Raw genomic sequence first — 24,619 nt, forward strand, 5'->3', positions numbered from 1 at the left:
CCCCTAAATAGGGCTCGATGGCGGCATATGGTCTTCACAGGGGACCGCCCGGTCCTGATATGCGCGCCTGTCGCCACGTAAAGCGACAATATCGCTGGAGCAGCATTCCGCACGATGGCTGGCGCGCAGAGACGCAAATATTGCTGCGACCAATCGGCCCGTACCGCAGACCTCACCGCATAGCCCGATCAGAGGGGTTTTGCGCCTGCCGACCACCCCGCGCTCTTATTATGAGTATATCTGCCGCCCGTTCGACGGGAACCGCCCCTTGCAATGACGGGCAATTCATAAGTGAACGACACCAATCCGCGCCGCAGAGCAACGGTGCGAACGGTCGCGTCTTTGCGGGAGCCCGCTGCCGCCCGGCCCCTTGCAGCGCTGCGGCGCCCGCAATCCCCTGCGGTCTTCGTGGTGCGGCGTCCGGTCGCCATCGCTGGCGTATCGCCGAAACTATAAGAAGCGCAGACAGATCGGCAGAATGCGTCGCATCCGGCGAGACCTGCGTCCCATCACCCATTTCCAGCAATCTGGACAAGGCGGTCGAAGGCAAAAAATCGTTCACCGACCACTGATAGACTGCATAAACGGCACGCCTAAAAACTCGACGCACAAAAAAGGGCGGCTCATGCGAACCGCCCTTCTTCGTCGATGATTTTATACCCGCCTATTTCAGCGAAGCATATTGCTCATTGCCCACAAAGCCGATTTTCGTGACGCCATTGCGCTGCGCGGATGCCATGATTTCGCTGACCACATCATAGCGGGACAGGGCGTCCGGACGAACATGCACTTCGGGCTGAGGGTCCAGCCTGCTCGACTGCGTGAAAAACGCCGCAAGCTGGTCAGGGGTAACCGGCGTACCATTCCAGTAAATGTCATTCAGGAAGTCGACCGTAATGCGGTTGACGACCGGATCGACAATATCCTCAAGCGGCGGATCGTCCGACGGTACGGGAAGGTCAAGCTTCACCGCGTGCGTCTGGATGGGAATGGTGATGATGAACATGATGAGGAGAACCAGCATCACGTCGATGAGCGGCGTGGTGTTCATTTCCACCATGGGACCACCGCCCCCACCCATTGAAATGGCCATATCGGCTGCTCCTAAATTCTAGTAAAGCGCGCGCTGGACATTACCAGCGGGCGGTTCGGAAATGAAAGCGATCTTGATGTAGCCTGCGCGCTGCACGGTAAAGATAACGCCGCCGACATTCTGGAATTCAACGCCAGCGTCACCACGGATATGAACCTCAGGAAGTTCGGTGATCGTCTCGCCCTTCGCTTCCGCTTCCTCAATGAAGGAGCGAAGGTTGGACGCCAGCTTCTCACGCAATTCCTCGTAATTATCCATACGCTGCTGGCCGTAATAGACATCGCCCTGACTGCTTACGGACAGGCTGACATTCTCCGGCGACGTCGTCGTGGCCGTCGAACGCACATTGGGCAGCTCCAGCGGCACCGTCTGGATGACGACCGGAACGGTGATCAGAAAGATGATCAGCAGAACGAGCATGATGTCCACAAGGGGCGTCGTGTTAATCTCGTTCATTGGCGCATCGGCCACGCTTTCTCCTACGCTCATTCCCATAACAGGGGCATTCCTTCAGCAGTTACGCGGGGAGAGGAAGGACCGGCCGGGTGGTTCCAATGGGAACGCCCCCGGCCAGACATTCATTCTCGCTTACTTCTTGGCGACGGGTGCCGTTGCTGCCACCTTGGCGGCAGCTGTATTCTGCGAAACGCGCGAGCCCGAAACCAGGAAGCCGTGGACGTCGTCCGAGAAATTCCCGATGTGCTTCAGCACGTCGCGGTTACGGCCCAGCAGCCAGTTATAGGCAAGCACCGCGGGCACGGCCACGAACAGGCCGAGCGCCGTCATGATCAGCGCCTCGCCAACCGGTCCGGCGACCTTGTCGATGGATGCCTGTCCGGCAACGCCGATCCCGATCAGGGCGCGGTAAATACCGACCACGGTTCCCAGCAGGCCGACGAACGGTGCCGTCGAACCAACAGAGGCGAGGAAGCTAAGACCACCGGCAAGCTTCGAGGAGATCGCTGCCTGCGACCGCTCGAGGGACATGGTGACCCACTCATGCTCGTCGATCTTGTCCGTCAGACGGCCTTCATGATGCTCGGAAGCGCGAATGCCGTCGTCGACGATCATGCGATACGGGGAATTCTTCGGAAGCTTCGAAGCGCCTTCGCGAAGGCTGGGCGCCGTCCAGAACTTCTTATCGATTTCCTTCGATTCATTCATGATCTTGCGCTGATCGAACCATTTGGTGAACAGCAGATACCACGTACCGAGCGACATGATCAGCAGCACGGCAAACAGGAACCAGGCAATCGGGCCGCCCTGTTTAAGCGCGGGCAGAAGACCATAAGGGTTTTCGGTTTCAATCGCGGCCATCGCCGGTGCGGAAACCATGAGGGTGCCAGCGGCGATCGACGCCTTCAGCGATAGGTTCTGGATACTCATCTTCATCGTCATTTCCCCTGACATGAAAGTCACTTCACTAGAGTTACTATTATATCGTCCTGTCGCTTACCGATCAGGCAATTCCCAACGCACCTTCTGCGTATCGCGCGCTTCTATGGGCTCGCCATTGCGCAAGGCTGGCTCGAACCGGAAGCGACGCTCAAGAATGCGGCAGGTCTGCCGATCGAGGCGGCTGTGACCGCTTGATTGAACGACCTCGCAGCTTCCACTGACGACACGGCCATTTGTACCGACCCTGTAGCTAACGACAGTCGTTCCCTCTTCTTCGGAACGCTCGGATGACGCAGGATAATCGGCCTGCGTGAATGATGAGCGATTGCCCCTGGGAATGGGGTCACGCGTCGGCCCTGCGGGTGCAGGCGGCGGCGCTGGCGGTGCGGGCGGCGCGCGCGGCACCACAACCGCTCTTGGCGGCGGCGGCGGCGTGTTCACAACCGTTACCGGGACCGGCGGCGGCGGCAGGCTTTCCACCACAACATCGGGCGGCGGCACATAAGGCGGAATTTCGTCGAGCTGCTCGGGCGGGGGGGGGGGCTCTTCCTCATCGACGATTTCGTCCTCGACCTCGAACGTCTCCAGAGGGCCGGTCACAATCTTGACCGCCTTGAGCGCGAGGCCGCTAATCACGGCATAGCCGAGAAAAACGTGAATTAGTCCAACAAGTACAAGCGATATGACTCGCTTATTGCTCATTCCCGGTTCGTCTACAAATGAGGCCATGGCGGTCCCGAATACTCCCTGCCTGATCACGATATAACGCGGAAAAGCGCAAACCGTTGCATCACGAAAAACGAGAAATTCCTGCGTCGTCGATACCGCACCGAATTGCGTGCGGTCGCCGTGAGGTCTCCCGTCCCTTAAAAAAGTGCTAACAGCGCACCCCGGTGCCCGCAAGCGTGAAAATCGGATACACGCAAGGTTCATAGCCTGTCGCCAAACTGGCACAGGCGTTGCTGGACAAGCGTGATAAACATATTTTATCAAGGAGTTGAAAAGTCATGATCGAAGCGTTTCGGACCAGTATTAAGTGCGCGATCCTCGCCATGTCGACTTTTTCGTTTGGCGCGCTGGCAGTGTCGACACCCGAGCCTGGACGTGTCGATCTGATCGATATGACTTTAGAGTCGGACACGATTCTCTCCGCGACCATAACCAAAACGCGTAGCATTCCGCGCGAAAAATCTCCCGGCCTCGCACCGGGGTTTCATCGCATGCTCGTCCATGCGGATGTGACAACGCTCATCACGGCCCGTGGCGGCGTACCCGCCCAGATCAAATATCTGGTCGATGTCCCGGCGGCCGACAATGGCCGGGCACCGCGGATGAAGAACATGCGCGCGCTGCTTTTCCTGGGGCAGGAGCAGAGCCCGGGCGAATTTGCCCTGGCACATCGCTACGGCCAGCAGCCCTGGTCGGCGGCAAGAGAGCAGAATGTCAGGACGTTTGCGAGCGAACTTGCCGAACCGGCACAACGTGCTCTGCGCCCTCGTGAAATCATATCCGCATTTCATGTGGAGGGGTCAATTCCCGGCGAATCGGAAAGTCAGATCTTCATGCAAACTGCATCGGGCGACCCCATGTCCCTCATCGTCCTGAACCGGCCCGGTGAGCGGCCGCGCTATACGGTGGCGACAGGCGATATCATCGATACGAGCATGGAACCGCCCAGCGATGGCTCAATCGTCGCGTTGATGCTCGCATGCGATCTGCCGACCGCGCTGCCTGGCGATATCCTGGCAGAGCAAGTCCCGTCAGTCGCCGCAGCACTGACGCGCGACTATGGCTTTGTGCGTTCGAAACTCGGGGCATGCGAACGCAATTTCCAGCGCCGCGGCGATCCCGTTTAAAGCCGCGCGAGCGCCTCTTCCAGCATGACCATCTGCCACAGGGTACGGCTGTGCTCACCGCGTCCGGTCCGGTGGTCATCGGCAAGCCTGCCGAAGCGGTCCATGTCGAACCAGCCGCTACCGGCCACCTTGCTGTCGCTGACAAGCCCCGCAACGCGGTCGGCAAGCGCGCCGCGGAACCATCGTTCGATCGGAACGACGAAGCCCATTTTCTTCCGGTAGAGAATGTCATTTGGCAAATACGGTTTCAGCGCCCGTTTCATCAGCCATTTGCCCTCGCCTCCGCGCAGGCGGTGCCGGTCGGGCAGCGCGGCGATCCACTCCACCAGCCGGTGGTCGAGCAGCGGCTCGCGCGCCTCCAGGCTGACGGCCATGGACGTCCGGTCCACCTTCGTCAGAATATCGCCCGGCAGATAATGCTGGATATCGGTATATTGCGCGGCGCCAAGCGTGGAGTCGGCCGGCGCCCCGGCAAATGTATCGGCATATAACCGCTTCGCCTCATAACCGCCCAGCGCATCCTTTAGCCCGCTCGAAAACAGCTCACCGCGCATCCGGTCCGAGGTCACCGAAACCGCATGATAATAGGCTTCTCCAGGGCTCATGGCGAGCGCCTCGAACGTGGTCTTGGCGCGCAGGAAACGCGGCGCGCCGTCCAGTTTCGGGTAGGCGCGGCCAAGCGCGCCGAAAATACCGCGGCGCATGCCAGCGGGCAGGATGCCGCGAACGCGCTGCTCGTTCATGAACAGGCGGTAGCGGCGATATCCCGCCATCGCCTCATCCGCGCCGTCCCCCGACAGCGAAACCTTCACATGCTCACGCGCCAGTTCGCAGACGCGGTAGGTCGGCACCGCGCTTGCATCGGCAAAAGGCTCGTCAAAGGCTGTCGCCAGCGTCTCGATCAGGCCGTAATCATCCGCCGTCACCGTGCGTGAATGATGCTCAGTCGCATAACGGCGCGCGACCTCTTCGGCATGCGGCGTTTCATCGAATCCGCCCTCGTCAAAGCCGATGGAAAGGCTCTTCACCTGCCGTTCCGAAATGCCCGCCATCAGTGCGACAACCGCGGACGAATCGACCCCGCCTGAAAGAAACGCGGCAACCTCCACATCGGCGACCATGCGGGAACCCACGGCCGCTTCCAGCCGCTCGATCAGTTCCGCCTCGAGTTTTTCAACCGGGCCGCGATGTTTCGCGCGGAATTCGATGTCCCAATAGCGCACCGGTGTTGGCGCCGCGCCGCCATCCTGCCGCAGCGTCAGGTGATGCGCCGGCGGCAGCTTGCTCACCGCCCTCAGAAAGCTCTTGTCCTCCGGGACGTAACCATAAGCGAAATAATCTTCGATCGCGCGGGGGTCGACATCGCGCGGCAGGTTCGGCCAGGCCATCAGCGCTTTCATCTCACTCCCGAACAATGTTCGGCCGTCGGGCAGATGGGCGATATAAAGCGGCTTCACGCCGAACCGGTCGCGCGCCAGAAACAGCGTGCGCTCTCTGGCATCCCAGATGGCGAAGGTGAACATGCCGACCAGTCGCGGCAGCATCTCCGCGCCCCAGGCCCGGTATCCCTCGATCAGAACCTCGGTGTCGCTGTCATAACGGAATTCGTGCCCTGCCGCCTGCAGCTCCGCCTTCAGCTCGCGGAAATTATAGATCTCGCCATTGAAAACGATCTGGAACCGGCCATCATCGCTCGGCATCGGTTGGTGACCGCGCGACAGGTCGATGATCGACAGGCGCCGATGGCCCAGTGCGATGCCCGCTTCGATATGGGTGCCGCGCCCGTCCGGTCCGCGATGAACCAGGGCGTCGGTCATGGCATCGATTATCGGTTCAGGAACCGTTCGCCGGTCGCGCCGATCGAAAACACCCGCAAAGCCGCACATTATTCCGCTGCCACAGCCTCGGCGACGGCGGCCTGATCGAGCGCCGCCTGCAAATCACCCAGTGCACCGACAAAGTCCGCGATGGCGGGAACATTGTTGACGCTGCTGTCGCGATGTTCGGAACTGACAATTATGGTCGCCGCGCGCGTTGGCCCGCCCAGCAGGCGCGTCTTCAGCGTCGCCATTTTCGCGCCATAGTCGCTTCCCGTCAGCGCGTCGCCGACCAGATAATAATGCCAGACATCGCGGATATAGGGCACCCGCTGCAACTGCACGCCGCGGCCGCCTGGCGGATTTGCAAGATTCTGCGCCCAGCTCCAGTCGCCATCGGGTTCGAACAGGCCATTCCCGTAAGAGATCATCTCCTGCTCATCATCCTGACGGTCATATATGGCGATGAACAGATCGACCTGACGTCCCTCGGCATCGCGATAGCTTTGCGACGCGCTCGCCGACGCGTTCTCATAGATTGGCTGCCAGCCGGAACCCTGGGTGGGCACCTTGGTCCAGCCGGAGACATCGGGCAGCTCGATCATCGCGGTTTGCTGGTCCGCCGCGCGCTCGCCGACCAGCATGCCGTAAACCGGCGCCGCGGCGATCGCAATAACGCCAAGGCCCGCTGCGATACCGAACGCCTTGGACAGCGGGATCGCAGGCGTGCGCGGCTGCAACCTTCTCGGGTCGAAGGCGGGATCGTCCACCGGACGATCAAAGAAGAACCAGCCGACACCCAGGACGATCGCCATCACGAACGCGAAGAAGAACCAGCCATAAACGACGTGATCGACACCGGCGGCAAAAGCCGGGGTGGTCAGGTGAGCGATATATATCGTACCCCACGCCCGCAGGCCATTTGCGATGATGGAGAGCGCGATGGCGCTCACCACGCAGACGATGCGGCGAAGTGTGCTCTTGAAGCAAAGATGCGCCACCAGCGTGGAAAAGGCGATCATCGCAATCAGGAAGCGAACGCCCGAACAGGCCTCCGCCACTTCGAAACTGCCCGTCGGAATATAGATGAATACGCCATCGATAAACGCGGGCACATCGAACAGGTCGAGCAGGAAAATACACATATCGGCGGTGATCATCTGCAGCGCAGGAATCAGCTGGTCGCCGACGGGGATCATGAACAGCGCATAGAATAGCGGGAACAGCAGTCCCCTCGCGACGGTCAATCCGAACACCAGCGGCACACTGACAATCAGCATGCCAACCAGCGCCGCGTGCCGCACCAGGCCGACACCCGCATATTGGCCAAGCAACCAGCCAAGGCCACCGACGAGCAGCAGGGCGGCGGCGGGCAGGAACGGCCGCGGGGTCAACTGCCCGACTTCGGCCCTGCGCTGCCAGACCAGATAGGCGATGATGGGCGGGATCAGCAGGCAATGCTGGTACGTCGCATTGTTCCACCACTGGCTGACAATGTCCGCCGAATCCTTCCAGAACAGCAGGATGATCGCTGTCACCAGCACGGCCCACGCGATCAGCGAAACGCGCCAGCCAGGGGCGACCGTTACCGGCACCGGGGTGGCCGTTTCCGTATTGATCGCCGTGGCATCGTTCATGTGGTCGCACTCCGCAAATTCGCATCGTGGCGGTCGATGATCTGATCGAGGCGCCGCATCTGGCTGGGCCAGCTATAGGCTGCATCCATACGCGCTCGCGCCGCCATTCCCAAGGTCTTGCGTCGCTCCGGGTCCTGCATCAGCGCGACGAGCGCTGCTGCGAAGTCATCCGCACTGTCGGCAATCTGAAGATCGCGGCCGGGTTCGGCATGAATGCCGGAAAAGGCATGATTTGTCGCTACGACCGGACGCGCCATCGCCATCGCCTCCAGAACCTTGTTCTGAACACCGCGTGCGATGCGGATGGGCGCGACGGCAATATCAGCGGCCGCCACATAGGGACGGACATCGGCAACACGGCCGGTCACCGTCACCCCGCGCTTCTTGTCGAGCGCCAGCACTTCCGCATTGGGGCTGGAGCCGACGATGGTGAAGCTGGCGTCCGCAAACGTCTTGCGCACGCGGGGCAGAATGTCTTTCACCATCCACGTCGCGGCATCCACATTGGGCTTATAGTCCATCGCCCCCGTCAGGACGAAGGACGGCGCGCCCTCCAGCCGCATGGGCGCAAAGTCGGCGTCCGCGCTGAAATAATCCAGATCGACACCATTGTTCAGCGCGTAGACCGTATGCGCATATGATCCGGCATAGCTTTTGAACAGGTCGGCCTCTGCCTCTGACACGAACAGGCTGGCGTCGACCACCCGCGCGACCTGTTTTTCGAACTGCTCCAGCAACTTGGCTTCGCGTGCATAGACGATTTTCTTCAGCCAGTTCGACTGCGCGGCATATTGCCGGAACTTGTCGGAATCGATGTCGACGAAATCCATCATAATCATACGGCGGCGGCTGGTATGTTTCAGCACATAGGGAGCCATCTGACCTGAGAAGACAAAGACGTGCTCCACGCCGCCCCGATCGAACAGGCCGCGCGTAAAATCGTGCATGCGCCGGTCCTCCCACATCGCGATGGACAGCGGCCGGTCGGAATTGAAGCCCTTGATCAGGCGCGGAATGCGCGCGGCCTTGTCCATGTCGAGCAGACACACATCCTTGCAGACGGTGCGCAGGAACGCTTCATGTTCGCGGTCCGCGGGGTCGTCGACAAACGCGCCGAGGTGAACATCGAACCGCTCGGTCAGGTGCTTCAGCACATTCCACGACCTGATCTTGTCGCCCTTATTCGGCGGATAGGGAATCCGGTGTGACAGAAACAGCAGTTCGGGCTTCGCCATCAGCCAAGGTCCTTCGCAATCATCGGACCCAGCCGATTGGCGAGCCATAAGGGCAGACGCTGCCACATGTCCGTCATCAGCTTGAACTTGGGGCTGTTCGGATTGAGATTCGGCATCTCCGCGCCCTCCCCTAACCGATATTCGTAAACCAGCGGTTGCGGCTCGAAACCCCAGTTTTTCTTATAGGAATAGGGGCCGGTCCCGACCTTGGACCTCCCGAAATCGAACGCCGTACAGCCGCGTGCGTGCGCATGCTCCATCAGCATCCAGTACATATGTTCATTGGCCTTTAGCCCGCGCGCCGCAAAGGTACCGCCGCCCCAATAGGGATAAACCGTGCCATTGTCATAAAAGGACAGCACGGACGCAACCGGCGCACCGTCCTTGCGCACGGTCAGCACATCGGCGTTTTCACCAAAACGGGTGACCATCTCGCGAAACAGGCTGCGCGGAAATACCGGCGTGCCAAGATTGCGCACGCTGGTCGCATAAATACCATAATGTTCGTCAAGCGCGGCGGCGTCGCGGCCAATGGCGACCTCCAGGTTGAGCTTTAGCGATTTGCGCACTTCTGCCCGCTGCTTGCGCGGAATCGCCGTCAGATTGGCGTCGGTATCGGCCGCAATGGGACGAACGAAGGACGCATAGACATCGTCCTTCTTCGCCCAGTCCGCATGGACACGTCCGGGGCCGCGATATTCCAGCACGTCAATGCCGCCCGATCGGGCAATGTCCCATGCCTTCCCGTCCAGCGCCGCGAGTGCCGCGTCATCGTCGTAAAGCGGCCCGCCCTCAACCGCGAATCCATTGGACACCAGGCTCTTGCCGAACAGTGCGGAGCGAATTTCGGTTAGCGGCAGGACACCCACGGGTTCCCCCGCGCGCGTTGCGACCAGATGATGCACCCGGTGTCCGCAGGATGCCGCAATCGCGTCGCCCCATGCGCGCCGATGGAAGGGTTTTACGCCGCCCGCCTTCGCCAGATACGCGTCATAGGCCGCGTCATCGGTAACGACGTCCACCGCGCCTGCCGGGTTATTCGTTCCCTCTTCCGCTCTGACCGCCTGCATCATGCCGCCAGACGTTCTTCGTGGGGAAGGAACACGCGGTCCATGCGGTCATAGCGGAAGCGCGTCATCAGGCGTTCCAGCTTCGCCTGCATCACGTTCAGGTTCGTATAATGCCGCACGCGCGATTTCAGCGGCGCGCCCGGGATTCGCGGCTGGCCGGGATCGATCTCCCAGGGGTGGAAGTAGAACACCGCGGACTGCTTTTCGATCTGATTCACGCGATTGATCGCCCATGTCGAAAACCCATAGGGCAGCAGCCGGAAAAAGCCGCCGCCGCCGCACGCCATGCGGCGGCCCATATAGGTGACGGTCGTCACGGGAATCTCGATCATGTCCGATCCGGCGACAGGCTTATGGACAAAGCGCGGCGCTTCCGGCCAGCCATAATGATCCGACTGGATGGGCGCGACGCTTGAGGAATAGGCATACCCCTCCTCGGCCAGCACATCGAGCGCCCATTTGTTCGCCTTGCCGATGGAAAAGCTCGGCGCGCGGTACCCGCGAACGGCCACGCCCGCGGCATCCTCGATCAGCGCGCGGGACTTTTTGAGATCGGCGCGAAACTCATCGGGCGTGAAGCTGTGGACGCGGTCATGGCCATAGCCGTGACTTGCGATTTCATGTCCGCGTTCGACAATCTCGCGGATCAGCTTCGGGGCGCGCTCGGCGACCCAGCCCAGCGTGAAGAAGGTCGCCGCTACGCCGTGCGCCTCGAACATGTCGAGCGATGCGCGCGTATTGCGTTCCACACGGCTGGCATGATCACTCCAGTCGGACCGCGCGATTACATTTTCAAAGGCACCGACCTGGAAGTGCTCCTCCACGTCGATCGACATGGCATTGACGATGGTCATTCCGCCGCCCGGTGTGTCGCCGGGTCCATCGCCGGGGCCCCACTCAGCTCATCGAGCTGCCCGTTCATGTCGGACAGCATCGCCATCAGTTGCTTGATGACCTTATCCTGCGAATCGACCTGCCGCTCCAGCCGCTCGAAACGCTCATTCGCCGCTGCCATGTCGGCTTCGCTGGCTGCCGCACTCGACGGCGCTGCGCCGGAGCGAGACATTTCCACCTGGCGATGAAAACTGGCCCGGTCGGGCATCGCATTGTCCGCGTCATAGTCGGCGACGACCTCGCGCACGAGCGCTTCATCGATCTCGTGGGTTTCTTCCAGCGAGCCGAACAGCAGCACGCGCGACATGATGTTGTTCACCCGCCGCGGGACCCCGCCCGACGCCTCGTAAAGCGTATCGTAGGCCGCATCGGTAAAGGCGGGATCACCGTTCCAGCCGCACCGCGCCAGACGGCTTTCGATATAGGTCTCAAGTTCGTCGCGTTTCATCGGCTCCAGATGGTGCGACGCAATGATGCGCTGGCGCAGCTGCTCCAGATTGGGGGCCGTCGAGAGGCGCGCGCGGAACTCCGGCTGGCCGAGCAGCACCGTCTGTAGCAGCGGTTCGCCGCCCTCCTGAAAATTCGACAGCATGCGCATTTCTTCCAGCGCGCTGAAAGGCAGGTTCTGGGCTTCGTCCACGATAAGGACGACCCGCTTCCCCTCATGCCGCTTGGATCTCAGGAATTGCTCCAGCTGGCTCAGAAGCGCCGACTTGTCGGTACCCGCAGCCTGCATTCCAAAGGAATCGACAGCCAATCGCAGCAGATCGTCGCCGTCGACCAGTGACGTGACGATATTCCCGATGACAATGCCGCCGCCCGCATTCTGCTGCAGAACCCGGGCGACCAGCGTGGTTTTCCCCGCGCCAATGTCGCCGGTGACGATGATGAACCCCTCACCCTGCGACAGGCCGTAGGTCAGATAGGCCATCGCCTTGTGGTGGGTTTTGGTATCGACGTAAAAATCGGGATCGGGAGTCAGCTGAAACGGCTTGCCGCTCAGCCGGTAAAAGTCAGTGTACATCTGGGTCGCTCCCTAAAAACTGTATGTCAGGCCGAGGGAGGCGCTGTAATTCTTGCTATCGCGGGAAAACCCGTCATCTGATGATCGCAGCGCGGCGCCAGCGCGCGACACAAGCGCCAGGCTGTTGCCCAGATCGCGTTTATAGCTGATCGAGCCGGCGATAAGGTCATCCGTCCGGTTTTCGCTCAGTGCGAAGGCGTTGCGCGAATATGATCCCGAAATGGTGAATGTCTGGCGGGCGCCCGGCTTATAGGTGACAATTCCCGAAATGCCGTAGCTGGTATCGTCATTTGAGAAGCTCTGGGCCGTCACATCAGCGTCGCCGGCGACCTGCAGCTGCTGCAAATCGACATAACCGCGCTCATTGTAGAAAAGATTGGCGCCGAAGGTCATCTGTCCCGCATCATATATCACGCCCACGGAGCCGCGGCGGCTCCTGAACGTCGCGGGCACCAGTGACTGCGTCAGATTGCCGAGGCAGCCCCCCGTCACGGGATCGCGGCCCAATGTGCATTCGCCAAAGCCCGTGGTCTGGTTCGTGCGCTGGACACTGACCACCTCGCCGTCGATACTTTGCGTCAGTAGACGTCCGAAGCTCGACAGGCCTTCATTATATCTTCCCGTGACGACGACCTTGGGCATCGGTTCGAACGTCATGCTCGCATTGATATTGGGGTCGCCATAGCGATACCCGACCTGCAGGCTGAAATTCGCGCGGCGGCTCGGTGCGTAGCGAAATCCGACCGTGCCGAACGCGCCGGAGCGATCAAATGCCGTGCGCCGCGGGTTGACGGGGTCCGGCAGGAACTCCCCATCCGGTCCCACCAGCGGCAGATTGGTTACCGGGTCGAACAGGATCGACTGCTGGCGGTTGAGAATATCCTCATAACCACCCTCAATGGTGAAACTCAGCTTGCGGCTGGCCTGATAGGTACCCTGCCCGCTGACGGAGTAGGAGCGGTAACGCTGGTCAAGCTCATCGATCTCTTCTTTCGTCCAGCGGCCAACGACCCGCAGGCCGAAGCGCTGGCGACCAGGCGTAAGTCCAGCGCTGATCGTGGCGGATTGCGACAGCGAGTCCGATAATCCGCGGGCACCACTGCTATTGCCATCAAGGCCAATGTCACCGTTTAACAACAGGGCACTGCTGCGAACGCCGTCTACGGTCGTCTTGCCGATCCGGTAGGTTGCCGACGCGTCCATACCGGCGCCAAGCGATGTCCGCACGCTTGGTTCGGCGTAAACAGCAAAGACCTGAGCGGTATTGCCATTGTCGGCATCGGGATTCGAACCGACAAAGCCGCGGCTATCGCGCTGATATTGAGACGCACGGCCGCCGACCGTCAGGAACAGGTTTCGCGGTATCAACGTGCCGGTCAACTCGCCGTCCGCATTGACGCGGTAGCTGCGGTTCACGCGGCCCCATTGTTCAAAGCGCCGTGTCACCGTTGCAGCGACAGCGCCGTTCACCCGCCGGGTCTCGATATTGGCGAGGCCCGAAAGACCCGTTTCAAGCCACCCGGATGTTGGTGAGGCACCGCCGGTCGTGTCGGTAAAGACCTGGCGCACGACCGCGGATCCAGACAGGTTCACCTGTGCCTGTCCGGACGTTGCCGCGACCAGAGAGACGATCGCCGCAGACGTTGCGACGCGGCGGATTTTCAGATTATGTACCATAACCATAATAGGTCCCGAACCGGCGGCCGATGCCGGCATAGCGTGCCTTGTTTAGAAGCATCGTGACATTGTCACAAACCGACATCATGGCGAGGCCGTCACGAAGCTCTGCATCACGCGTTGTTTCGGCTTCCACGACAAACAGGACCTGCCCGACGTGCAGGGCAAGGACAGACGCCGCGGATGACGCAAGACATGGCGGCGAATCGAAAATCACGATGCGATCGGAATAGCGGCGGGCGATCTCGTCGATCATCGCGCCCATACGTTCCGACGCCAGCAACTCCGTCGTCAGATTGTGCTGGCGGCCCGCGGGCAGCACCGAAAAATTCTCGATATTGGTCTTGATCAGGCAATCGCTGAGCTCGATCGAAGGGTCGGCAACCACGTCGATCAGGCCTTTGCCCCCCCTCCAGGCCAAGCGTCGACAGAATTTCAGGCTTGGCGAAATCGGCGTCGACAAGCAGCACGGTCACATCACGCTCGGAGGCGATGGAAAGCGCGAGGTTCGCCGCGCAGAACGTCTTGCCTTCGTTCGGCTGCGAAGAGCAGACCAGGATCAGATTGCCGTTCTCTATGCGGCGATCGCCCTCTGCCATGGCGTTGATGAGCAGCTGGCGTTTGACGATGCGAAATTCCTCCGCGGTCGCCGTCGCCGGACTATCGGGCACGACATAGCCAAGGTCGCGAAGCGCGGCGAGGTCGATATGTCCCCTGCGGCTGGTCTTTGTCGGCGCTTCATCCTGGCCACCAAACGGCATGCCCCCAATCTGGGACGCCTCCGCTGGCGGCTGTGCATCGGCGACCGGCGTTTGAGCGGCGACCTTGGGCGCTGCGGGCGCCTTGGGGGCAGGCTTGGCCTTCACCTTCGGCGCATCGTCCTTGGCCTTGCGCACCAGAGGCGGCGGACGGCTCGTCGACACGCTGGCAACCTTGCCGCTTTCAAGTTCTGCGGCTGCACGCTCCAGCAGACTCGCGCGCTTTGCGCTTTTATCGTCTTTGTCGTTCATGGCGCGTTTCCTAAACGAGTTCGTAGAGCAGGAGCGCACCGTAAATGGCGACGAGCCCCAGTGAAAGGACGGTGAAACCAGCCAGACGCACACGGTTCTGCGCCCGGTCCGCCTCGGTCACGATCTCGCTGACCGAACCGACGACCGGTACATCGAACTGGCTTTCGAGTTGCCCCGCGGTCACGAAGCTTGCCCGCAACTGGCTTGCCAGGAAGGCGGCGGCGATACCGGCACCAAGCGCGGCGACAAACACCAGCGAAAGCAGTACCGGGCGGTTCGGCGCAACGGGTTCGCGCGGCTGCGACGGCGGGTCGACCACGCTGAAACGAACCTGCTGGGTCTGTGTCTGCACATCGCTTTGCAGGCGAATTTCCTCACGGCTTTCCAGCAGCGCCTCATACTGTCTGCGAAGCACATTATAGTCGCGATTGAGGCGTGCCTGCTCGGCGGCAATGCCCGGCTGTTCCTGCTGCTTCACCTCAAGATCGGTGATTGCGGCCTGCAAGCGGCTGGCACGTGCCCCAAGGGCCGCGACCTGCGATCTCTTCTCCAGAATCATCGACTGCAGGTTAATATAGGCAGGATTTGACGAGGGGATGAAGCCCCCGCCACTTTCCTTCAGTTCCGCCTCTTCGCGCGCGGCATCGACTTCCAGCCTCGCGAGTTGCTGACGCGCCAGCACCACGTCGGGATGCCCCTCAAGGCGCCCTGCGGCGCGAAGCTGGCTGATCTGCTCTTCGATAACATTGGCGCGCTGCCGCGCCGGCGTGATGATACCCGGCGCTATGCCGCTCCTCGAAACCCCGCCGCCCATTGTGCGCGGTGTCCCGCCAAGCTGGCCGGTAAGCGCGGCCAGGCTGGACCGCGCCTGCGCCAGTTCCAGCTGCACATCGGCAAGCTCGACGCGTGCGCCGGACAAACGCTCGGAAATATTGCCTTCGCCGGGCAATTGACCGAGGTATTTTTCCTCGAATTCCGCGCGGCGCTTTTCCGACGCCTCCAGTTCACGCTCACGCTGGGCAAGCTGGTCTTCGAAAAAGCGGATGGCTTCGTTGATGTCATCGCGGTCCGCGGTGACATTCTCCTCCATGAATATCTGGAGGAGATTGTCGACGATCGATCGCGCACGGTCCGCATTGGCCTGATCGCTCAGCCTGCCATCGGACGCCTGATAGGAAATCGTGAAGAGGTTACCCGACTGGCTGCCAACAGTGATATTGTCGGACAGTTCGGTGATGGCGGCGTCGACCGCGGCATCGTCCACCAGGCCAAGGTCCATTTCCGTCCGCCGCAGAACCTTTTCCAGGTTGAGACGGCTGGTCAGCGTCTGGCGAACGATATCAAGCTCGCGGCCATCGCCGCCGCCGCCCATCTCGCGCTGGATGATCGAACTGGATTCCACCAGGATGCGGGCTGACGACTGATAGCTGTTGGGAATGGTGGCGACAAAAGCCCAGCCAGCCAGACACACAAGCCATGCGATCAGCAGAGTCCACCACCGCTTCCGCCACACCCCATAGAGGGTGGTCATCAGTTCTTCTTGAAGACTTCGCATTTTATATGAGCCGATATCCTTGGGGGCAGGTCAGCGGGGCCGAACGACCGGGCGTGGAAGCGCTTTTACGCCTAGAAAGCGCTCTCTGGAATGATAATGACGTCACCCGGCTGGATCGCGACGTTCGCGCTGGTATCGCCATCCTTCAGCAGGCTTTCGATGCGCAACGCATATTCCGTCTGCGTGCCGGTGTCCGGATCGACGCGGATCAGCCGCGCACCATCCCCAGACGCGAATTCCGTCAGGCCGCCGACATTCACCATGACGTCAAGCAGGGTCAGCTTGTTGCGGTACGGAATGGCGGAAGGACGTGTCGCCTCACCCACCACACGAACCTGCTTGGAAAGCGGCCCCTGGAAACCCGTAACGATCACCTGGACGATAGGCTCGGCGATGTAGACGGACAGCTTTTCCTCGATTTCCTTGGCCAGCGCGGCAGGCGTTTTGCCGGTAACTTCCAGATCGTCGATCAGCGGCGTCGTGATGCGGCCGTCGGGGCGCACGGTAACGGACGTCGACAGCTCCGGGTTGCGCCAGACGAACACCTGCAACGTGTCGAGCGGACCAATGACGTAATTCTGGGCCGGTTCGCTCTCGGAAGAGCTGGAAAACTTCGCTGGCGGCAGCTCGGGAAGCCCTGAATTCGAAGCGCCGCAAGCGGCAAGACCAAGCGCACAAATGGCTGGCAATGTGTATCTTTTCACGGAAGCGATCATGGCGATATGTACCCTTTTCTGCGCGTTCTCATGCTATCTTATGCTGGCCAATAGACGCATCGTATTAACCAACGATTATTCCGGCGGCGTATTCCCGCCAAGCGGTCTATAGGGCCAAACGTCCCATTTTAAAACATTTTCACAATATGCACCGCTATCCATACGCTAGACCAGAAGTTCTATTGGCGACGGATGGCCCAGGAAACGCTCCGGGCTGGCACTGCGTCCATAGGCACCGGCCATGAAAACCGCAATCAAATCTCCCACATCGGCTTTCGGCAGATCGTTTTTATCGCCCAGCTTGTCGAGCGGTGTGCACAGGCAGCCGACGACGTTGACGGTTTCCTCAGGCGGGTGATTCGCGCGGCCTGCGTGAACCAGCGGATAATTGCGCCGAATGACGGTCCCGAAATTGCCGGAGGCCGCCAATTGGTGGTGCAGTCCGCCGTCGGTCACCAGAAAGGTCTGCCCGTCCGATTCCTTTCGGTCAACGATACGCGTGAGATAGACGCCGCTGGTGCCGACGATATAGCGCCCCAGTTCCAGAATGAAGCGCGTGTCCTTGAGGATGGCGGGGCGGTTTGCCAGCGTTTCGGCGAGCGCCGCGCCAATGGGTTCCAGGTCCAGCGGAACGTCCCCCGGAAAATACGGAAGCCCGAAGCCGCCGCCGATATTCGCGGTGGGCGGCGGCGCAGGAGCGTGCGCCGCAAGCTCTGCGACCAGCGCCACGGTCTGCGCCTGCGCTTCGATGATCGCGTCCGGTTTCAGGTTCTGCGATCCCGCGAATATATGAAATCCGCGAAAATCGGCGCCGGCCTCGCCAATCCGCCGCAGAAGCGCAGGTACCTGATCGGTGTCCACACCGAACGGCTTCGCGCCGCCGCCCATGCGCATGCCAGACCCTTTCAGGTCGAATGTCGGATTTACGCGCAGCGCAATGCGCGGCGTCTCGCCAAGCATCTCGGCAATCGTCAGAGTCCGCCGAAGTTCGCCCGCCGATTCGCAATTCAGCGTGACGCCCGCGCGGATGGCCGCGTCCAGTTCCCGGTCCCGCTTTCCCGGTCCGGCAAAGCTGATCTCCCCAGGGTCGCAGCCGCTGGCCAGCGCAAATTCAAGCTCGCCCGCAGACGCGATATCCAAGCCGTCGACCTGTCCGGCAATATGGTCGATAACAGGCTGGTAAGGGTTCGCCTTCACGGCGAAGTGCAGTTCCACGCCGCGCGGCATCGCTTGGCGCAGCGCGGCGATCTGCCGGTCGATAACGCTGCGGTCATAGACGAATAGCGGCGTATCCCCGGCACGCTCGACAAGATCCGATGCCCGCTCACCGCCGATCAGCAGTTCGCCATCATCTGCCGCGGCAAACAGCCCGGATATGCGGGGATCATGCATATTTCGCCGCTTCCTCTCTCAGCGCTGTGCGGTCAATCTTGCCGTTCGGCGACCGTGGCAGCGCCTCTTTCCACACAATGTGTTGCGGTTGCATGAAACCGGGCAGCGCCGCGGCAAGAGCCTTGCGGAACACAGCCTCCTGCGCGCCCGCGCCTGCCACCAGAAACAGCAGAATGCCCTGCCCCAGCCGCTCGTCCGCCACTCCAAAGGCGGCCGCCTCGCTGATCATTCCCGTTGCCTGCGCCGCCTCTTCCAGCTCACCTGGACTGACACGATTGCCGCTGGTTTTGATCATGTCGTCGGCGCGCGCCTCGAAATAGAGCAGGCCGTCTTCGCCCCGCCGCATGCGGTCACCCGACCAGACAGCCAGGCCGCCATAGCGTGAAAAGGCGGGGGCGGGCCTGAACCGCAATGCCGTTCGTTCCGTATCCTGCCAGTAACCCCGCGATACGAGCGGTCCGCAATGCACCAGTTCGCCGGGCTCATCGGGTGCACATTCGGTGCCGTCCTCGCGCAATATGAACAGTTCAGCATTGGGAATTGCCGTCCCGATCGAGTTCGGTTTCCGAAGCGCCAGCTCCGGCGCGAGATAAGCCGACCGAAACGCCTCGGTCAGGCCGTACATCAGGAAGATGCGCGCCCGCGGAAATCGCGCCGTGAAAGCCCGTGTCAGCCGCTCTGGCATGTGTCCGCCCGTGTTCGTCAGCGTGCGCAGCGTATCGCCCGCGCCGGTCCAGTCCTGCTCATCCAGCTGCATCCACAGCGGCGGAATGCCGGGCAGCTGCGTGATCCGGTGCGCCTGAACCCATTTTACCACATCCTTCGGCAGCAGGTAATCCAGCAGTATGATGGTACCGCCCTGCCGAAACGCAGTCAGAACCTGATTCAGCCCGTAATCGAAGCTGATCGGCAGCACGCCAAGAATACGGTCGCTGGCATCGGTCCCCAGATACGCCGCCACGCTCTCCGCCCCCAGACACAGGTTACGATGCGTCAGCATCACGCCCTTTGGCCGGCCGGTACTGCCCGATGTATAAAGGATCATTGCCAGATCATCGGGTGTGCGGGCCTCGCCGACATCCGCATCTACCTCAACCAGCGCCGGCCAGTGATCTTCGAATGCCAGCGTCAATGGCGGCACCCCAGCCGCAACCTCGACGCTCGATAGCCGCGCGCGATTGCCCAGCAGGAATGTCGCCCCGCTATCGGCGATGATATGCTCCGCCTGCGCGGCCTTCAGCGCGGGATTTATGGGCACCGCGATCGCGCCCGCGCGCATGATCGCCATCAGCGCAATGACAGTCTCGCAGGTCTTCGGTGCCCAGACGCAGGCCCGGTCGCCCGGCCGCAATCCACGTGAAGCCAGCGCCGTGGAAACGGCGGCAATCTCCGCCTCTAGCGCGCCATAGGTCAGCGTCCGCGCCTTCGTGACCAGCGCCTCGGCTTCGCCTGGCTTGCCCAGATGTAATTCGTCCACGCGCATCAGGCGGGTCTCTCCAGTTCGATCACGGTTCGTCCCATCGTCATTCGCGGCCGCCCCCTTGTCGCCAGCTGCACCGGGCCTGCCTTTGCAATGCCGACGGCCCCCAGGTCCACCGCGCCCAGCCGCATGTGCGGCGCCAGCGATGCCAGATTATAGTCGGCGACCCTGCTCATCGACCAGTCGAGTCCCCGCTCAGCCAGCCATGCCCCTGTTCCCGCCCATAACGCCGCGAATGCGCGGGACAGCCGCTGCTCCGGCGCAACCCATAATCCGGTATCCCATGCGCAGCCCGCGCCCGGCTGCCAGCGCACGCGCACTTCATCCTCGTCAAATGCGCCGTCTGTCACCCAGTTCACACCCAGCACCTTCCCTTGGCGTTCGGCGATCAGTGGCACCATTCCCGCTGCGATTCGATAGCTGATCGTTTCCGGTCCGGAATCGATTCGTCCGGCCAGGTCTTCAGGTGCCGCGACACGAACCCCATACCCGCGCGGCATCGCGGGCAGGCCCCCGCGCGGAACGGCGATCAGGCGGTAGCGGTGCCACGCCAGGCCTGGCAAGAACCCGGTCGCGCGCGCCGCCAGATAGGACATTCGCGCCGCGCCGGAAAGTGTGGTTTCCCTGCCTGAAATGTCCGCTTTTCCTTCCCTGTTATTGCGTCGCGGTGCCCTGCCAGTATAAGCGCGCCCCTGTCAAAGTAGCATCCAGGACCAAGATGACCGCAGCAGCTCCGCCGCCAGTACCCAGCCGGGATATCGATGCCGAGGTCCGCGATGTATTGCGCGATGTGCTCGCTCTCGATGCCGAAACGGCGGAGGGAATGACCGCCGACACACCGCTGTTCGGCGCACTGCCCGAGCTCGACTCCATGGCGGTCGCCGGTTTGCTGACGGAACTGGAGGACCGTCTCGACATTCTGATCGACGATGATGAGGTCGACGGCGAACTGTTCGAGACGTTCGGCTCGCTCACCGATTTCATTCGGGCGAAGGTCGCCGCCTGACGGGCGCGATGGCGGCACAATTACGCTACGCTCTCGAGCGGGCAGGTGTCGATACGCTGCCCGTGGTCCGGCGTGGCCCGGCGGATGCGCCGCTTGTCATCTTCGCGCAGCCGCTCTTTGAGGAGCATAATCGCTGCCGCCGGCTGTTTGCGGATATCGGCCGGGCGCTTGCCGAGATCGGCATTGGCAGCGCCCTTCCCGACCTGCCGCGAACGGGGGACCAGGCGGATCTGGCCGCCTTCTCGCTGGCGCGCGCCAGAACCGCCCTTGCTGCTTTCATTGCCGGCCAGGACGCCGCCCTGCTGCTTTCCGTCCGGGGCGGCGCCCTGCTCGCCCCTGAAACCATCGCGCATCTTGCCGTATCGCCCGTCCACGAGGGCAATCGCCTGCTCACCGACCTCATCAGAACGCACGGCGTTGCGCATAAGGAGGCGACGGGAAGAACATTCGGCCGCGCCGACGCCGATGCCATCTGGCAGTCCGGCGGCGATTGCCACCTCGCTGGATATCAGGTCACGGCGGAGACGGCGTTTGCCCTCCGCACCGGCAGTGCCCCCGCGCCCGCACACAGCCTGATACTATCCGGCAGGAACCCGGATGTTTCCGGTCCCCCCGTCTGGCGTCAGGCCGATCCTGAATGCACGGCGGAGGCCGCTCGTGAGATCTCGGACCGGGTCAGGACGATGCTCGCTTCGAAATCCAGCGCGGCATGATACCCGTCACATTCTCGTGCGAAAGTGAAACGCTTGCCGGCAATCTGCATCCGGCGGATGGTACGACTGGCGTTCTGATCGTTACTGGCGGCGGTCAGATACGCGCGGGGCCGCAGCGGCTCTTTCTGCATCTGGCCAGCGATCTGTCGGCGTCCGGTACACCCGTATTCCGATTTGACCGGCGCGGCATTGGCGATTCCAGCGGCACGGATGCGGGCTTTGAAGATAGCGGCCCCGATATCGCCGCCGCGGCCGCCGAACTGCGTATGCGCCAGCCGCATGTGGAGCGTGTCATCGGTGTCGGTCTGTGCGACGGCGCGACCGCGATGATCCTCAGCCCCGCCAGTCTCGACGGCCTTATCCTGCTGAATCCGTGGATTATCGAGGACAGCGCCCCGCCTTCGCAAGGCGAAGTCACCGCACATTACAAACGCCGCCTTCTGCAGCCGGAAAACTGGAAACGTCTGCTGCGGGGCCGCGTAAATCCGGTGAAAGCACTCGCCTCGTTCATACGGGCGCGCGCGCATGGGGCTCCGGCCGGACTTGAGATGCGCGTCGAACAGGCGCTCGCGTCGCTCGACATGCCGATACACGCGATACTGTCCTCCCGTGACAGAACCGCCGACGCGGTCCGCCCGCTGACAAAGCGGGCCGCGCTTGCCTCGACCCACGATATCGATGCCGATCACGCGTTCAGCGCTGCCGAGTCCCTGACCGCACTCAAGGCCCGCATCTCGCACATCCTGTCCTGACGGCGACGCTGGCGGCGGAATAGGCTTGCTCGCCCCCGAACCGATACGGAAAAGGAAAAACTCCTTTATTTCATCCTGATTGCTCAAGATGTTTGACGCGATACAGTCTCAAACAGGATATTTTCTTTCCACCCTCCCATAGAACATTGCGGAATGGGCGCCTTGGCGCTTCTGGCAATTGGAAAGAGAAATCGATGACACGCAGGGTGGAGCAGGAAATGGCCAATGGCGCGGGTACGGTGGCCACATGGGGCGGCGAGTTTGGGCCGCACCCCTACGGCGCATCACAAGTACCGATCGTTCTCAGCGCGCCCTTCGCTTACGAGGATATTGATCATTGGTCGGATGTCGCGCTGGGTCTGCGTGAGGGGCATATATACAGCCGCAATACCAATCCCACGCTCGAGGCGTTCGAGGAGAAAGTCAGACTGCTCGAGGGCGGCGCGCGCGCGACCAGTTTCGCCAGCGGGATGGCGGCCATATCGAACACCTTGTTCGCCCTGCTCGAGCGGGGGGACAGGGTGGTATCGGTTCGGGACGCTTATGGCGGCACCAGCCGCATTCTGATGGAGCAGCTGCCGCGACTTGGTGTTGACGTCACTCTGGTCGATACCGAGGATCAGGAACAGCTGAAGCATGAGATTTTGCAAGGATGCAAGCTCGTCTATCTGGAAACGCCGACCAATCCCACGCTGAAGCTTGTCGATCTCAGGGAAGCCATTGACGCGGCGCATGCTGTCGGCGCCATTACCGTGGTCGACAACACATTTGCCACGCCAATCAACCAGCGGCCACTGAAACTCGGTTCGGACCTTGTCCTTCACAGCGCCACGAAGTTCCTCGGCGGGCACGATGACGCGCTGGGCGGCGTTTTGGTCGGCGATGAAGAACTGGTAGGCAAGGTGTTCGCATATCGGGAGATCACCGGGGCGACGCTGGGTTCCTTTGCCGCCTACATGCTCTTGCGCGGACTGAAGACACTGGAACTGCGTGTAGCCAGACAGAATGAGAATGCCGGGCAGGTGGCAAGGATGCTTGCTGCCCATCCCAAGGTGGACAAGGTATTCCACCCGAGCCTCGATACGCATCGCGGGCATGACATCGCCAAGCGGCAGATGACCGGCTTTGGCGGCGTGCTCAGCTTCTCATTGCTTGGCGGCGAAGCCGCGATCAAGGGCGTGCTGGAAAGCATGAAACTGGCGCAGCGCGCCGCCAGTCTTGGCGCTGTCAACACGTTGGTCGGCACACCGGCCACGACCAGCCATGTTGAATGTACCGCAGAACAGCGAGCGGAACTGGGGATACCCACGACGCTGATCCGCTATTCGTGCGGGATCGAAAATGCGCAGGACCTGATTGCAGATCTCGAGCAGGCTCTACAGAACGCGTGAGACCGTGCGGCTGGCTGACAGGCCAGCCGCACAGCATGGGTCTGGATCCTTCAGCTATGGGCAATCGGCATCGCCAGCAAATTGTGAAGGCGTGCCGGCTGCCTAAGCGCTAAAATTTCCCGCGAACAGGGGAATGAAGGCGGCCATGTTCACCAGGGCATGGCTGACCATTGGCCACCCGACCGAGTTGCTCCGCCGCGTGATCACCATCCATACCGCGCCGAGCATCATACTTCCCCCGACCAGTCCAAGCGCGCCCTGATCGAATGAGATCCCTTCCGCGAAATACAGGGGCACATGCCATAGCGTGAACAGAAACAGTCCGATCAGTTCGAACGAGATGCGTCCGCCTGAATTGGCCCGGAATGTCCTGCGCCATGCCAGTTCCTCAAGCGGCCCGTTGAACAGGGCAACCCCGACGGCCAGCGCCGCCATTGCCGGGTCGGTACCGACCCAGCTCATCGTATCGGCGCCAAAAAAAACGCCGACCGGGAGCATGGCGGCGATCGCGGGTATCCACAATGATGCCGCCCTGAGATCCAGTCGAACCGGCGTTTCCCCCTTACCGAAGAAAATGGCGACGGGGATGCAAAAGCACACCCAGTAAATGACGAACACGGACACAAAACCGACCAGCGGGGTCAGCGTGCCGGTCAGGAACGGCACGGCGAACATCGCAAAAACCGACAGGAATGCCGCGGACAGGAGCAGGTTCCGCTGCCGCTTCGAAAATCGGGTCATCGTCGTTGAGCCTCACTTGTCAGCGAACATCCGAGCACATGTCCTCATGCGCCGCAACAGGCTCCATCCTGCCGGCGAACTGCGCCTTATCGCACCGAAAAGCCAAGCATCAGCACCTCATTCAAAGGTGCTGATGCCATATGTCCGGATATTGCCACCACC

At 61.6% G+C, this 24,619-nt stretch carries 24 protein-coding genes; 5 read left to right on the top strand and 19 right to left on the bottom strand.

Translation table 11 applies throughout. The features are described from left to right. Window positions 1-664 precede the first annotated feature (664 nt). The 4 genes from KCG44_RS09925 to KCG44_RS09940 all read right to left on the bottom strand — a co-directional run bounded on the left by KCG44_RS09925 (window position 665) and on the right by KCG44_RS09940 (window position 3,193). Window positions 665-1,093, bottom strand: coding sequence for an ExbD/TolR family protein (locus KCG44_RS09925; RefSeq protein ID WP_218445929.1), 429 nt, complete (start codon window positions 1,091-1,093; stop codon window positions 665-667). A gap of 18 nt (window positions 1,094-1,111) precedes the next feature. Next, a complete protein-coding gene (locus KCG44_RS09930) occupies window positions 1,112-1,564 on the bottom strand; it encodes an ExbD/TolR family protein (RefSeq protein WP_369411962.1) in 453 nt (150 codons plus the stop codon). 117 nt (window positions 1,565-1,681) lie between these two features. After that, window positions 1,682-2,479, bottom strand: coding sequence for a MotA/TolQ/ExbB proton channel family protein (locus tag KCG44_RS09935; protein WP_439651445.1), 798 nt, complete (start codon window positions 2,477-2,479; stop codon window positions 1,682-1,684). A gap of 66 nt (window positions 2,480-2,545) precedes the next feature. After that, a complete protein-coding gene (locus KCG44_RS09940; protein WP_218445931.1) occupies window positions 2,546-3,193 on the bottom strand; it encodes an energy transducer TonB in 648 nt (215 codons plus the stop codon). A gap of 305 nt (window positions 3,194-3,498) precedes the next feature. Between KCG44_RS09940 and KCG44_RS09945 the strand changes: the two genes are divergently transcribed. Then, window positions 3,499-4,347 carry a hypothetical protein gene (locus KCG44_RS09945; protein ID WP_218445932.1) on the top strand — a complete coding sequence of 283 codons (849 nt, stop codon included), beginning with the start codon at window positions 3,499-3,501 and terminating at the stop codon, window positions 4,345-4,347. Here the strand turns inward: KCG44_RS09945 and KCG44_RS09950 are convergent. The 14 genes from KCG44_RS09950 to KCG44_RS10015 all read right to left on the bottom strand — a co-directional run bounded on the left by KCG44_RS09950 (window position 4,344) and on the right by KCG44_RS10015 (window position 20,450). Continuing rightward, window positions 4,344-6,233: an XrtA/PEP-CTERM system amidotransferase gene (locus tag KCG44_RS09950; protein ID WP_218445933.1), complete on the bottom strand. Its 1,890-nt coding sequence runs from the start codon at window positions 6,231-6,233 to the stop codon at window positions 4,344-4,346. The genes KCG44_RS09945 and KCG44_RS09950 overlap by 4 nt on opposite strands. Next, the gene (gene xrtA / locus KCG44_RS09955) at window positions 6,233-7,801 is read right to left on the bottom strand and encodes an exosortase A (RefSeq protein WP_218445934.1); all 1,569 of its coding nucleotides are present in this window, start codon (window positions 7,799-7,801) and stop codon (window positions 6,233-6,235) included. Before xrtA ends, KCG44_RS09950 begins: the two co-directional genes overlap by 1 nt. Beyond that, window positions 7,798-9,036 (bottom strand): TIGR03087 family PEP-CTERM/XrtA system glycosyltransferase, encoded by a 1,239-nt coding sequence (locus KCG44_RS09960; protein WP_218445935.1) that lies wholly within the window; start codon window positions 9,034-9,036, stop codon window positions 7,798-7,800. The genes xrtA and KCG44_RS09960 overlap by 4 nt, the downstream gene beginning before the upstream one ends. Further along, on the bottom strand, window positions 9,036-10,109 hold the full coding sequence (locus tag KCG44_RS09965; RefSeq protein ID WP_255536471.1) for a FemAB family XrtA/PEP-CTERM system-associated protein: 1,074 nt from the start codon (window positions 10,107-10,109) through the stop codon (window positions 9,036-9,038). Before KCG44_RS09965 ends, KCG44_RS09960 begins: the two co-directional genes overlap by 1 nt. Continuing rightward, a complete protein-coding gene (locus KCG44_RS09970; RefSeq protein ID WP_218445936.1) occupies window positions 10,106-10,960 on the bottom strand; it encodes an XrtA system polysaccharide deacetylase in 855 nt (284 codons plus the stop codon). Before KCG44_RS09970 ends, KCG44_RS09965 begins: the two co-directional genes overlap by 4 nt. Further along, complete coding sequence (locus KCG44_RS09975; RefSeq protein WP_218445937.1) at window positions 10,957-12,024, bottom strand: XrtA/PEP-CTERM system-associated ATPase; 1,068 nt, start codon at window positions 12,022-12,024, stop codon at window positions 10,957-10,959. Before KCG44_RS09975 ends, KCG44_RS09970 begins: the two co-directional genes overlap by 4 nt. A gap of 12 nt (window positions 12,025-12,036) precedes the next feature. Beyond that, entirely contained in the window at window positions 12,037-13,707 is a 1,671-nt protein-coding gene (locus KCG44_RS09980; protein ID WP_218445938.1) for a porin family protein, read from the bottom strand. Next, window positions 13,691-13,837: a hypothetical protein gene (locus tag KCG44_RS09985; protein ID WP_218445939.1), complete on the bottom strand. Its 147-nt coding sequence runs from the start codon at window positions 13,835-13,837 to the stop codon at window positions 13,691-13,693. The genes KCG44_RS09980 and KCG44_RS09985 overlap by 17 nt, the downstream gene beginning before the upstream one ends. Next, window positions 13,815-14,711, bottom strand: a complete 897-nt coding sequence (locus tag KCG44_RS09990; RefSeq protein WP_218445940.1) for a P-loop NTPase family protein — start codon at window positions 14,709-14,711, stop codon at window positions 13,815-13,817. The genes KCG44_RS09985 and KCG44_RS09990 overlap by 23 nt, the downstream gene beginning before the upstream one ends. Before the next feature lie 10 nt (window positions 14,712-14,721). Continuing rightward, window positions 14,722-16,242: an XrtA system polysaccharide chain length determinant gene (locus KCG44_RS09995; RefSeq protein ID WP_218445941.1), complete on the bottom strand. Its 1,521-nt coding sequence runs from the start codon at window positions 16,240-16,242 to the stop codon at window positions 14,722-14,724. Between the two features lie 95 nt (window positions 16,243-16,337). Beyond that, window positions 16,338-16,982 (bottom strand): XrtA/PEP-CTERM system exopolysaccharide export protein, encoded by a 645-nt coding sequence (locus tag KCG44_RS10000; protein WP_218445942.1) that lies wholly within the window; start codon window positions 16,980-16,982, stop codon window positions 16,338-16,340. 165 nt (window positions 16,983-17,147) lie between these two features. Next, entirely contained in the window at window positions 17,148-18,374 is a 1,227-nt protein-coding gene (locus KCG44_RS10005; RefSeq protein ID WP_218445943.1) for a pyridoxal-dependent decarboxylase, exosortase A system-associated, read from the bottom strand. After that, window positions 18,367-19,857, bottom strand: coding sequence for an acyl-CoA ligase (AMP-forming), exosortase A system-associated (locus tag KCG44_RS10010; RefSeq protein WP_218445944.1), 1,491 nt, complete (start codon window positions 19,855-19,857; stop codon window positions 18,367-18,369). The genes KCG44_RS10005 and KCG44_RS10010 overlap by 8 nt, the downstream gene beginning before the upstream one ends. After that, complete coding sequence (locus KCG44_RS10015; RefSeq protein ID WP_218445945.1) at window positions 19,857-20,450, bottom strand: hypothetical protein; 594 nt, start codon at window positions 20,448-20,450, stop codon at window positions 19,857-19,859. Before KCG44_RS10015 ends, KCG44_RS10010 begins: the two co-directional genes overlap by 1 nt. 122 nt (window positions 20,451-20,572) lie before the next feature. Between KCG44_RS10015 and KCG44_RS10020 the strand changes: the two genes are divergently transcribed. The 4 genes from KCG44_RS10020 (at window position 20,573) to KCG44_RS10035 (ending at window position 23,716) form a co-directional block, all read left to right on the top strand. Next, window positions 20,573-20,860, top strand: a complete 288-nt coding sequence (locus KCG44_RS10020) for a phosphopantetheine-binding protein (RefSeq protein ID WP_218445946.1) — start codon at window positions 20,573-20,575, stop codon at window positions 20,858-20,860. An 8-nt stretch (window positions 20,861-20,868) separates the two neighbouring features. After that, window positions 20,869-21,573, top strand: coding sequence for an alpha/beta hydrolase family protein (locus KCG44_RS10025; RefSeq protein WP_218445947.1), 705 nt, complete (start codon window positions 20,869-20,871; stop codon window positions 21,571-21,573). Continuing rightward, window positions 21,570-22,325 carry a hydrolase 1, exosortase A system-associated gene (locus KCG44_RS10030; RefSeq protein ID WP_218445948.1) on the top strand — a complete coding sequence of 252 codons (756 nt, stop codon included), beginning with the start codon at window positions 21,570-21,572 and terminating at the stop codon, window positions 22,323-22,325. The genes KCG44_RS10025 and KCG44_RS10030 overlap by 4 nt, the downstream gene beginning before the upstream one ends. A 194-nt stretch (window positions 22,326-22,519) precedes the next feature. Continuing rightward, window positions 22,520-23,716 carry an aminotransferase class I/II-fold pyridoxal phosphate-dependent enzyme gene (locus KCG44_RS10035; protein ID WP_218445949.1) on the top strand — a complete coding sequence of 399 codons (1,197 nt, stop codon included), beginning with the start codon at window positions 22,520-22,522 and terminating at the stop codon, window positions 23,714-23,716. A 102-nt stretch (window positions 23,717-23,818) separates the two neighbouring features. Here the strand turns inward: KCG44_RS10035 and KCG44_RS10040 are convergent, their stop codons facing one another. Beyond that, window positions 23,819-24,457: a CPBP family intramembrane glutamic endopeptidase gene (locus KCG44_RS10040; protein ID WP_218445950.1), complete on the bottom strand. Its 639-nt coding sequence runs from the start codon at window positions 24,455-24,457 to the stop codon at window positions 23,819-23,821. Window positions 24,458-24,619 lie beyond the last annotated feature (162 nt).

This window comes from Pacificimonas pallii (assembly GCF_019204005.1).
Taxonomy (GTDB): domain Bacteria; phylum Pseudomonadota; class Alphaproteobacteria; order Sphingomonadales; family Sphingomonadaceae; genus Pacificimonas; species Pacificimonas pallii.